The organism is Burkholderia sp. BCC1047 (genome assembly GCF_902833155.1).
Classification (GTDB): domain Bacteria; phylum Pseudomonadota; class Gammaproteobacteria; order Burkholderiales; family Burkholderiaceae; genus Burkholderia; species Burkholderia sola.
In genome coordinates this window covers 12,585-25,279 of record NZ_CADFEH010000035.1, presented here as the reverse complement: position 1 = coordinate 25,279, position 12,695 = coordinate 12,585, and the positions used below count along the sequence as shown (strand labels likewise).

Here is a 12,695-nt window from a genome sequence, read left to right as displayed (position 1 = left end):
CGCCTTTGCGCGGCGGCGCGCACAGACCTCATTCTGGACACACCATGACGACGCATCCGAATCCGAACGTGTTTCAGATGGAAGTCGAACCGACCTCCATCATCGAGACGCTCGCCCATCACACCGAGCGGGACCCCGACCGCGTCGCGCTGACCATCCTGCGCGACGGCGAAGCGATCGAAAGCGAAAGCACGTTCGGCGATCTGCATGCCGGCATGATGCGCGTGGCGCGCGGACTCGCGCAACTGACCGAGCCGGGCGCTCGCGTGCTGCTGCTGTTGCCGACGAGCGCCGAATTCGTCTGCACGTTCTATGGATGTCTGGCATCGGGGCGCGTCGCCGTGCCGGCCTATCATCCGCAGCAGGTACGCAAGGTCGCGCAATGGGCGAAGCTGCATGCGATTGCCGACAATTGCGGCGCGACGCTGATCGTTGCGCCGGCGACCTCGGTCGAGACCATCGAGACCCTGCGCGCGACGCAGCAGCTGTTCGCCGGCTGCAAGCTCGTCACGTACGAAGCGCTCGTCGACGCCGGTGCGCAGGATACGTCGGCGTTGCCGCGCATGCCGGCGCCGGATGATCTTGCGTTCCTGCAATACACGTCCGGATCGACGGGCACGCCGAAGGGCGTGATGATCACGCACGGCAACATCATCGACAACCAACGGTCGATCGCGCTGCTGATGCAGCACGATCGCGACACGCGCATGCTGTCGTGGCTGCCGCTGTATCACGACATGGGACTGTCGATGCCGTTGCAACTGGCGTCGATCGGGCTGTCGGTGGTGCTGATGTCGCCCGTTGCGTTCGTTCAGCAGCCGGGCCGATGGCTGCGCGCGATTGCCGCACACCGCGCGACGACGTCCGGCGGGCCGAATTTTGCGTATGCGCTTGCCGCTGCCGCACTCGACGGAAGCGACGACGGCGGCCGGCTCGATCTGTCCAGTTGGCGGGTGGCGTTCTGCGGCGCGGAGCCGATTCATCGTCAGACCGTCACCGATTTTATCGACGCTGCGCGCGCGCACGGTTTCGAGCCCGGCTCGTTCTATCCGTGCTACGGGATGGCCGAGGCGACCCTGATCGTATCGGGCGTGCCTTGCGGCGAAGGCGCCTATTTTCTGGACGTCGATAACGTGAAGCTCGCCGCCGGCATCGTCGAACCGGTTCAGCCCGGCGCCGCGAACGCGAAGAGTCTCGTGTCGTGCGGCGGCACGGCGCCCGGTACCGAGATCCGGATCGCGGGCCCCGATGGTCGCCCGGTGGCCGACCCGAACGGCGTCGGCGAGATCTGGGTGCGCGGCGGCGCGATCGGCGTGGGCTACTACGGCAACCCGGAAGCGACACAGTCGACGTTCGGCGCGCATGTCGATGACGAGCTTGGTGCCCGTCCGTTCCTGCGCACCGGCGATCTGGGCGCGATCGTCGACGACCGCCTGTACGTGACCGGCCGCGTGAAGGACATGCTGATCGTGCGCGGCCGCAACCTGTATCCGCAGGATATCGAGGCGTGCGTGCAGGACGCGGTGCCGGCGTTGCGCCGCGGGTGCGGCGCCGCCGTATCGGTGCAAGCGGACGGCGAAGAGAAGCTCGTGATCATCCAGGAAGTCGGGCGCACCGCGCGCCGCACGCTGGACCTCGACGCCACGCTGCGCGCGATGGTGGTCGCGATCGGCGAGGACTTCGGGGTCACGCCGCACGCGATCGTGCTGGTCGAGCCGGCAACCATCGAAAAGACTTCCAGCGGCAAGATCGCGCGTGCGCTGTGTCGTCGTGCGTATCTGCAAGGCGAACTGCGGGCCGTCGCCAGCTGGACCGATGGCGCCTACGCGATGGATGCGGGCGCGGCGCGTGACGGTGCGCTGGCGCCAGCTGTCGCCGAGGTTGCGCCCCATTCCGAGTCGACGCTGATCGAGCGCGAAATCGCGGACCGGATCGTACGGATCGTCGCCGAGCGGCTCAAGATCGCCGAGACGCAGGTGTCGCGCACGGCCGCGTGGGTCGAGATGGGTTTCGACTCGATGAGCGCGCTCCAGTTTTCGTTGAAGGTGCAGCACACGATCGGGCTGACGTTCGACGCCGCCGTGCTGTGGGACTGTTCGAACGTCGAGCAGCTTGCCGCGCATCTGGCGCGGATGCAGGGCGCGGCCGATGCGTTGCGATCGAGCGACGCGCCCGCATCGGCCGCCGCGCACGCGCATTCCGCGCCGATCGTCGGCGGCGCCGATGCGCCGCCTACCCGGGAGCAGCTTGCGGCGCTCTCCGACGCGCAGGCCGAAGCGCTGCTGCTGAAAGCGCTGCAGCGCTGAGCCGATCCCCGGCAGTCTCGTTCCGCGAACGTCTGGAGTGGTACACATGATCGAGTCCAACGGCGCGCCCGCCGCGCCCCTTACCCCCGTGAAGCAAGCGTTGCTGAAGATCGACGCGCTGCAACGCGAACTGGCCGACGCGCGCAGCGCGATGAACGAACCGATCGCCATCGTCGGTATGGGCTGCCGCCTGCCCGGCGGCGCGGATTCCGCCGACGCGCTCTGGTCGATGCTCGCGGACGGGACCGACGCCGTCGGCCCCGTGCCGGCCAACCGATGGACCGATGCGATCTACGATCCGCGGCCGGGCCGGCGCGACACGAGCTACAGCCGGCACGGCGGGTTCATCGACGATGTCGATCGTTTCGATGCGGGATTCTTCGGCGTGTCGGAGCGCGAGGCGCCGCACATCGATCCGCAGCAGCGGTTGTTGCTCGAATGCACGTGGCGTGCACTCGAAGATGCCGGCTTTTCGCGAGAAGCGATCGCGGCGTACCGAACCGGCGTGTTCGTCGGTTCGTCGGTCGACGACTACGCGCGCGTCAGCGAGAGCGTCGCGGGCGACGCGCTCAGCTATGCGCAAACCTCGCTCGGTACCGCGCGGCCCTTCGCGGCCGGACGCATTTCGTACCTGTTCGGATTTCATGGCCCGGCGTTGCATCTCGACACCGCGTGCTCGTCGTCGCTCGTCGCCGTCCATTTGGCTTGCCATAGCCTGCGTACCCGCGAGTCCGATGTCGCATTCGCGGGCGGGGTGAACCTGATGCTGTCGCCGGAGATGACGATCGCGCTGAGCGAGCTTCAGGCGCTGTCGCCGAGCGGCCGCTGCCGGACGTTCGACGCGGCTGCCGACGGTTACGTGCGCGGCGAAGGCTGCGGCGTCGTCGCGCTGATGCGGCTGTCCGATGCGCGTGCGCAGGGCAGGCCGATCCGGGCGGTGATCCGCGGCTCCGCCGTCAATCACGACGGGCGCAGCAACGGGATGACGGCGCCGAACGGCCGTGCGCAACGCGACGTGATCCGCGACGCGCTCGAGCACGCCGGCGTGTCGCCGGCCGACGTCGACTACGTCGAGGCGCACGGCACCGGTACGCCGCTCGGCGATCCGATCGAGCTGCGTGCGCTCGAGGACGTGTATTGCCGCGACACGAATCGCACCGGCGACCTGTACGTCGGCAGCATCAAGACGAATATCGGGCACCTCGAATCGGCCGCCGCGGTCGCCGGGCTGATGAAGGTCGTGTGCGCGCTGCAGAAGGGCGAACTGCCGCGGCATCTGCATTACGATACGCCGACCACGCACGTCGACTGGGATGCGAACGGCATTCGCGTGCCGACCGAGCATGCGGCGTGGCCGTCGTCCCGACCGGGCCGGCGTATCGCGGCGATCAGTTCGTTCGGCATGAGCGGCACGAACGCACACCTGATCGTCGAGGCATGGCAGGAGACGCGCGCAGCGGAACCCGACGCGGACGTCGCGCTGGCCGGGCACGCGCGTCACGATATCTGGCCGTTGTCCGCTCACACGGCGCCGATGTTGAAACAGGCGATCGAAGACTGCGCGGCGCACGTGAGGGCAGACGCGTCGCTGGCGCCCGACGCGGTCGCCAGCGCGCTGCGTCTCGCGCGCGACAGCCATCGGCATCGCGTGGCGATTGTCGCGGATGCTCGCGACACGCTGCTCGATGCGCTGTCGGACGCGGCGCGGGCCATGACGGTCCGGAGCGGGCAGCCGGGCGGCGCCCGCGACCGCCTTGCGTTCCTGTTTACCGGACAGGGCGCGCAGCGCGCCGGGATGGCTCGACAGCTCTATCGGGATTTCGCGCCGTTTCGCGACGTATTCGACGCATGCGACAGCCATATCGAGGCGCAAGGAGAACTGTCGCTCGTGGACGTGCTGTGGGGCGACCATCAGGACCGGATCAACGAAACGCGTTATACGCAACCGGCGATGTTCGCGCTCGAGGTCGCGCTCGCGCGCTTGTGGATGCACTGGGGCGTCGTGCCGGAGGTCGTGATGGGCCACAGCATCGGCGAGTACGCGGCTGCGTGCATCGCTGGCGTGTTCTCGATCGAGGACGGCTGCCGTCTCGTGACGGCGCGCGGACGTCTGATGGATACGCTCACCGCGCCGGGCCGTGCGCTCGCGGTGTTCGCGAGCGTGCGTCACGTGGCCGATGCGGTGCGCGACTACCCCGGACGGGTCGCCATCGCCGCGGACAACGCACCGGAGAGCGTGCTGGTGTCCGGCGACCCGGATGCAATCGAGTCGATCGAGCGGCTGTTCGCGTCGCGCGGCATCGCGACGAAAGCGCTGGCGGTATCGCGCGCATTCCATTCGCCGCTGATGGAGCCGATGCTCGCCGAATTCGGCGCCGTCGCCGCGACCGTGCGGTATCGCGCGCCTGCGATTCCGATCGTGTCCAACGTGACGGGCCGATTCGAGGTCGAACGTTTGTGCGATCCCGCGTATTGGGTCGAGCATGTTCGGGCCACGGTAGCCTTCCGTGCGGGTGTCGACACCCTGCTCGACGACAAGGTGACGACGGTCATCGAGATCGGGCCTGGCAAGACGCTTTCGAGCCTCGTTACCGCATGCACGACGGAGCGGGCGGATCATCGCAACGTGATTGCGCTGCCGTCGATGAACCATGACGGGCGCGAGACCGAGCAGTTGCTGCGTGCATTGGCACATGTCTATATGTGCGGTCGTCGTGTCGACTGGCATGCGTATGAGCGGTCCCGAACCGGTGCGCCGATGCGGCAAGCCGCGCGCCGCGGCGTGCTGCCGCCGTATCCGCTCGAAGCGCAGCGTTACTGGGTGAATGCGCGGGAGCCGGCGCAGCGGGCGAACGTGCTGACGAGCGCAACCGGCGCGCGTCGGACCGCCGGTCGCGGCGTGCTGGGCCGGCATCTCGCGATTCCGGCATCGGATCATCTTCGCTACGAGAGCGAGGTATCCGATCGGCATCTGCCGTTTCTGGGCGGACACCGCGTGCACGGGCAACTCGTTTTCCCGGCGGCAGGCTTCGTCGAGGCGCTGCTCGATGCCGCATCGCGGCGCGATGGCGGCGATACGGAATCCGCGGCCGGCCGCTGGCTCGTCGCGCGTGAGGTGTCGTTCGATAACGCGCTCACGCTGGAGCCCGGCAACGCGGTGACGTTCGGCACGGTCGTGCACGCAGGTGATCCCTCGCATCCGGGCGAAGAAAGCGCACGGATCGACATTCACGCCTGCCACGACACGGCCGCTTCCCAACCCGAATGGACGTTGCAGTGCGCCGCGCAGATCGGGACGACGCATGGCGTTGCCGACGTGCCCGACGTGCCGGCGCTCGATGAATGGCGCGCGCAATGCGGCGACGCGTTGCCGGTCGACGGTTTCTACGAGCGTTTGCAAGCGACCGGCCTCGAATACGGCGGTGCATTTCGCTCGATTCGCGCGCTGTCGCGGGGCGGCGACGTGGCGCTGGCCCGAATCGAAATGGAGCCGGACGGCACGGACGACCTCGTCCGCATCGTTCATCCGGCGCTGCTCGACAATGCGTTTCAGACCGTCGCGGGCGCGCTATGGGATGCGGATCTGAACACCGCTTTCGTGCCGATCGGCATCGAACGGATCGCTTGCATGCCGATGCGCGGCGTGCAGGCGGTGTGGTGTGCGGTGCGGGCTCGGGTGAAGCGCAGCGTTGCTACCGCGGATCTCTGGATATACGACGACGCGGGCAGTTGCGTCGCCGTCGTCTCCGGATTGCGGCTGATGGCCGTCGATCCGCGACGGTTTCAGCGGGTCGCGGAGCCTGTCGCGCTGAACACGCTCGTCTGGCGGCCGTTTGCGGCCAAACATGAGGCGGCCGACGCGCGCGCGAACTTCGTGCTGATCGGCAACGGGTCCGCGCTGGACGCGATGCTGGCGCACGCATGTGAAGACGCTGGCAACGCGTGCGCAACCGCAGCGCTGCCGATGGACGACCTGTTCGACGACGATGCTGGCGCCGAGCGCATTCGAGCTGCACTCGACGACGACGCACTCGCCGGCCTGAATGCACGGCCGACTGTGCTGCTCTACGTGTGGCCGTCGATAGACGATGCGGAATCAAAAGACGAACTCGCCGCAGTCGGCGCAGCTTACCGGCGCTTCGCGAACATCTGGCGCGAAGTGCAGTCGACCCGCTGGCCGCAGCGCACACCGACCGTCTGCATCGTGACCCAGGCGGCGCAGCACGTGTCCGGCATCGACGTGCGCGTGTCGCCGTTTCAGGCGGCCGCCTGGGGCGTCGCCCGCAGCCTGATGCACGAGAGCGGCGACATTCCGGTGTGTGTGGTCGATCTGCCGGCGCCCGACGCGACGTCTTGCGCGAATGCGCTGACCGCGCTGGCGGGCGCGGCGGCGACCGGCGAGACGCAGTTCGTGTCGCATGGCGACACCGTATACGTTCCGCGGCTCGTCGCACGCGACGCCGGCGCGGCGCAACCGCTTGCCCGCGGCGCCTATCTGGTGACGGGCGGACGCGGTGCAATCGGCACGTGGGTGATCGAGCAGTTGATCCGGAATGGCGTGCCGAAGATCGTGTCGGCCAGCCGCCAGGTGCCGACCGACAGCGAACGCGCGCGACTTGCGTCGATCGCCGATGCGCACGGCGCGATCGTCGAATTCGTGGCGGCCGACGTCGCCTCGTCCGCCGACATCGACGCGCTGGTCCATGCGCTCGAAGCGGATTCCGCGCATCCCCTCGTCGGCGTCCTGCATGCGGCGGGCACGCTTGACGACGGCCTGCTCGCGACTCAGCCGATGACCGACGTATTGAAAGTGCTCGCGCCGAAAGTCGCTGGAACGTTGAATCTGCATCGCGCGACCGCGCATCTGCCGCTGCGGCACTTCGTGTCGTTTTCGTCGATCGTGGCCTGCATCGGCTCCCCGGGCCAATGCGCATACGCCGCCGCGAACGCCTACGTGGACGCGCTGACGGCCGTGCGCAACCAGGACGGTTTGCCCGGGCACACGATGAACTGGGGCCTGTGGGGCGGCAACGGGATGGTCGATCAGCTCGACGCGCGGCAACTGCGCCGCATCGCGTCGTTCGGTCTCAAGCCGATCGAGCCGGACGTCGCACTGCGCGTGTTCGACGCGCTGGTCGCCGAACCCAACGGGCAGACGCAGATCTGGAACGTGGAAGTCGATACGCTGATCAAGCGCAGCCCGAGCCGGGCGATGGGCGCGCTGTTGTCGGAACTCGTGCCGCCAGCGCCGCCGGCGCATCGCCCGGCCGGTACCGGCCCTGGCTTGCGCGAGCGCATCGCGGGGGTGCCGGACGACGAGCGCATGCAATTGCTGCGCGGACACCTGACCGACGCCATCGCCGCGACCCTGCATACGTCGAGCGAGCGGATCGCGCCGGATATTCCGCTGATCGAGCTCGGCCTCGATTCGCTGATGGCCGCGGAATTCCGCAATGCATTGCGCAGCGAGCTGGGCGTCGATGTTCCGTTCGGGCGATTGCTCGAAGGCGCGTCCGTCGACGACGTCGCGCGCACGATCGTGACGACGCTCGACCGCAGCGAGTCGCGGGCGCCCGACGGAACACCCCCATCGCGCGCGGCGGACCGGATCGACGTGGTGTCGGGAGAAGCGACGTTCGGCGTCGAAATGGAAGGAGGAGAGCTGTGAGCTCGATCGAATTCATCAACGAACTGGCGGGGCGCGGCATCGAGCTCTGGACCCGGGACGGCAAGCTGCAATACAAGGCGCCGAAGGGCGCGGTCACACCTTCGCTCGTCGACGAGCTGAAGACCCACAAGGCGACGCTCATCGCGCTGCTCGAGCAATTTGCGGGAACGGCGGGCACCTACCCGCTCTCGTTCGCGCAGAAATCGCTCTGGTCGCTGCATCAGCTCAATCCCGACAGCGCGGCATACAACGTGACGTACGCAACGCGCATCGACGACGATGTCGACCTATCCACGCTGCGCCGCTGCGTCGACTATCTGATCGCACGCCATCCGATCCTTCGCACCGCGTACCGCGTGATCGATGGCGAGCCGCGTCAGCAGGTGGGGTCGCAAGCGCGCGCGCAGTTCTCGGTCGATCGCGTGTTCGCGGCCGACGAAGCCGCGATCCGCCGGTGGATCGACGAAGAGTCGAATCGCCCGTTCGATCTGACGCAATCGCCGATCCGGCTCAAGCTGCTGCTGAACGAGCACGACGGCGCCGACGCGATTCGCGTGGTGCTGCTGTTGAACGTTCACCATATCGCCGCCGATTTCTGGTCGCTCGAGATCCTGCTCAACGAGCTGCGCACGCTCTACCGTCTCGCCCGCGCGGGCGAGCCGCTGAAGTTGCCGCCGCTGCCGGTGCAGTACAAGGATTGCGTCGAACACGAGCGCGCACGGCTCGACGGCGCGGACGGCGAGCATCTCGCGGCGTTCTGGCGGCGCGAGCTGGCACACGGATTTCCGGTGTTGAGCCTCGCGACCGACCGGTTGCGCCCGCCGCGCAAAACCGAGCATGGCCGCGTATACGATCGGTCGCTCGGCGCGACGCTATCGCAGCAGGTGCGCGACACGGCCCGGCTGCTGCGCGTGACCCCGTACATGCTGCTGCTCGCGGTCTATCAATTGCATCTTCACCTTCACACCGGGCAGGCGCGGGTGATGATCGGCGCACCGACTTCCGGGCGCAATGCGCCGGGCAGCGAGAGCGTGGTCGGCCATTTCGTGAACACGGTCGTGCTCGCGTGCGAAGTCCGACCGGACGATTCGTTCGACGATCTGCTGCGGCGCACGCGCGAGATGATGCTGCGCGTGCTCGATCACCAGGATTATCCGTTTCCGTTGCTGGTCGATGCACTGCGCCCGGCGCGCGATCCGAGCCGGTCGCCGATCTACCAGGTGATGTACAACTGGAACCAGGCGCGCGGCGATTTCGCCGCCGAAGGCGGGAGCGGCGTGCCGTTCTATCGTGAGCGTCTCGCCGCATCGAGCACCGGTACGCGCGGCGCGACACACGACCTGACGCTCAACGTACAGGATCTCGGTGACGAATATCTGACCGCCTGGACGTTCAATACGGATCTGTTCGACGACGAAACGATCGAGCGATTCGCGAGCCAGTATGTGCATCTCGTCGTGCAGGTGGTGGCTGACACCAGCCGTTCTCTGCACCAGTACACACTCGCGACCGCGCCGATCGACGATGCGCGAAGCCGCATTGCCGCAGCCGACGCATTCGTGCGCCGCGCGGCCCATGCCGAATCCGAGGTGCAGCTAGATGCCTCGCGCGTGGTCTGGCAATTCGACCATCGCGCGATCAGCGATGGCGAGGTCCGCGATGCGGTTCGCGCCGTCCGTGCACAACTGGACGCCCTCGGGATCGGTGCCGGAAAGCGAGTCGAACTCCGGTTGCAAGGTGTCGCCGAACGCGCGGTCGCGTTGCTCGCGATCCGCGCCGTCGGCGCGTGCTATACGGTGTCGGGCGACACGGCCGACGCGGTGTGCCGCGGACGCAGCGACGGGTGGGCCGGCTGGGAGATCGGCGCGATCGAAGTGGTGCATGTGCGCGATGTCGCCGCGCGCGGCGACGGCGTTGCCGTAGGCAGCGCGTCGGCGGTCGAGCCGCTGCTCGACTATGTCGGTCAATTGCTCCATCTCGACGCCCACGCAACGGCGCTCGTTCCGCACGGCGCGCATGACTGGCTGTCGGCAGCGGCGCTTGCCCAGGCCGTACTTGTCGGCGGCACGGTTCGATTGTCCGAGCAGGCCGCCATTGGTGCGCTCGCTTCCGGCGACCCGGCGATCGCGACCATCGCGTACGCGGCACTCGACCGGTTGCTCGCGGACGGCCCGTCGCTCCTGCTGCCGTCGCTTCTGTTGCAACGTGCCGACGTCGCCGGCATGGGGCGGGCACGCACGCTTGTCGCGTACGGCGAGCATCCGCAACCGGTGAAGTCGCTCACCGCGGCCAACCGGATACCCGCAGCGGCGTACTTCGTCCCGGTGCAGCACGCGGACATCGGTTCGGCGCTGTGTGCGTTCGCGGCCGGTCCGGACGGCTGGCAATTGCTGGCGCCGTCGTATCCGGGACGCGTTGCGTTCGCGCTCGGATCGTCCGGAAGTTTCGCCGACGATCGTCAGGCCGGAAAACTGCATTTCTTCGACGGCGCGTCGATCCGCGCGTCGGATGTGGGAGCGCCCCTCGAAACCGCGCCCACGGACAGGACGCTGATACCCACTGGCGTGTCGGTCGTCCGCCGTGGCGCCGACATGCTGTGCGCCGATCCTTCTTCACGGGTCGCGCGTCACCGGCCCGTGCCGATCGAGATCGGCACGGTCGAGCAGGCCATCTCCGCGATTCCCGGTGTGGCCGCCGTCGCCTGTGCATGCGTCGTCCGCGACACGCAGGAAATGCTGGTCGCCTATCTCGTCGCGGATGACGGCCACGCGGATGCGCATGCGCTCGAAAACGCGGTTCGTTCGGCATTGAAGCATGCGTTGCCGGACGCGATGCACCCTGACGCGATCGTGGTGCTCGACCGGCTGCCGCTCGACGCGGGCGGCGCACTCGACGCAGGCGGGCTCCCGCTGCCTCGCGCAAGCGAGCGGGCCGACCGTCGCGCGTCGACCGACATCGAGCGCAAACTCGCGGCGATCTGGGCCGACGTCCTGGGCCAGCCGTCGGTCGGCGTCGATCAGGATTTCTTCGAATTGGGCGGCGATTCGATTCTCGCCGCGGTGATCGTATCGCGAGCCGCGCTTGACGGCATGTACTTGAAGCCGCAGGACATCTTCCTGCATACGACCGTGGCGGGCCTGTCGACGGTGGTGCGCGAGACGCCGGGTCTCGATGTCGATCAGGGGCCGGTGCAGGGCGAGACGGTGCTCGGTCCGGCGGCGCAATGGTTCGTCGAGCGCGTCGACGTCGATCGTTCGCACTTCAACCAGGCGCTGCTCGTTCCGCTCGGCGAGACGCCCGACGCGAACATCATGGCCGAGGCGATTCGCGTCGTCATCCGCCATCACGACGTGCTGCGTTCCCGGTTCGTCGCGCACGGCGACGGAATGCGGCACGTGTTTGCCGGCGACGGCGGCACCGACGCCGTCGATTTTGCGATCGTTCCGTGTATCGACTCGGCTGGCCGGCATTGCGAACGCACGTGGCGCGATGCGATCGACGCCGCACAGCGCAGCCTCGACCTCGAGGGCGGCCGACTCATCGCGGTCAGGTGGCTCGAGAGCACCAGCGTGTCGAGCAGCCGGCTGCTGATCGTCGTTCATCACATGGCGATCGACGGTGTGTCCTGGAGCATCCTGCTGCAGGATCTGGCCGACTGCTATCTGCGCTTGCGTGACCGCACGGCGGCGGCGTTGCTGCTGAAGACGAGCTCCGTGAAGGCGTGGGTCGACCAGTGGCTCGCGCTGGCGCAGGGCGACGCGCTCGACGACGACCGTCTCTACTGGCGCAGCGTGAACGCACAGGTGCGCGACGTGCTGGGCGGGCCGAAGCGGGTCGCGCTGATGCGTCACGGGCTGACCTCGATCGTTCAGCATGCTTATCAGGAATCATCGCTCAGTTGCGCGATCACGCTCGATGCGGATCTGACGCACGCGTTTCGAACCACGGCGCCGCGTGCTTACGGCACCGACGCGAACGACCTGCTCATCGCCGCGTTGCACGCGGGTTTCCATGCATGGAGCGGCAGCGATGCGTTGCTGGTGGACGTCGAGGGGCATGGCCGGGATGGCCTCGGCGACGCGATCGACCTGAGCCGCACGGTCGGCTGGTTCACGTCGATCTATCCGGTGCTGATGGACACGCCGGCTGACACCGCGGATCCATCAGCGCTCATCAAGTCGGTCAAGGCCCGACTGCGCGAGGTGCCGCGCAAGGGCGCGAGCTATGGCGTGCTGCGCTATCTCGACACGAAACCGCAGGCCGGCGCCGATGCGCTGGCGTCGTTTCCGCGCGCACCGATCCTGTTTACGTACCTCGGTCAACTGGAGCAATTGTCGGGACCGTCGTCGCCGCTGTACGGCGGGCCGCCCGAACCGGCGCCGGGCATCCGCAGCCCGCGTCAGCGGCGCACGCATCTGCTGGACGTGGTTGCATACGTGTCGCGCGGCAGGCTGACCGTGGAGTCCAGCTTCTTCGGGGTGCCGGGCGTCGATGAGAGCATCGGCTGCCTGATGTGCCGCGTCGAAGAGGCGCTGACGATGCTGATTCGCCATTGCAGCGCCGACGGGGTGGGCGGTCTGACACCCGACGACGTTCCTCAACTCGATGTCGACCAGGACGCGCTCGACGCGCTGCTGGAAGAAATCGACGCACTCGAGCGCTGAACGCGGCGGCGCGCGATACCGCGCGTTCGTCGAGCATGACCGCACCAGGAATCCAGG

Annotated in this window: 3 protein-coding genes; all 3 read left to right on the top strand. The window is 67.9% G+C overall.

Annotated features, from left to right (window positions below):
* Window positions 1–44: 44 nt before the first annotated feature.
* From HWX55_RS28695 to HWX55_RS28685, 3 genes are read left to right on the top strand one after another with little or no spacing between them, the layout of a single operon-like run.
* Window positions 45–2,306 carry an AMP-binding protein gene (locus HWX55_RS28695; protein WP_175978181.1) on the top strand — a complete coding sequence of 754 codons (2,262 nt, stop codon included), beginning with the start codon at window positions 45–47 and terminating at the stop codon, window positions 2,304–2,306.
* Between the two features lie 46 nt (window positions 2,307–2,352).
* The gene (locus HWX55_RS28690; protein WP_175978180.1) at window positions 2,353–7,974 is read left to right on the top strand and encodes a type I polyketide synthase; all 5,622 of its coding nucleotides are present in this window, start codon (window positions 2,353–2,355) and stop codon (window positions 7,972–7,974) included.
* A complete protein-coding gene (locus HWX55_RS28685; RefSeq protein WP_175978179.1) occupies window positions 7,971–12,638 on the top strand; it encodes a condensation domain-containing protein in 4,668 nt (1,555 codons plus the stop codon). Before HWX55_RS28690 ends, HWX55_RS28685 begins: the two co-directional genes overlap by 4 nt.
* Window positions 12,639–12,695: the final 57 nt, after the last annotated feature.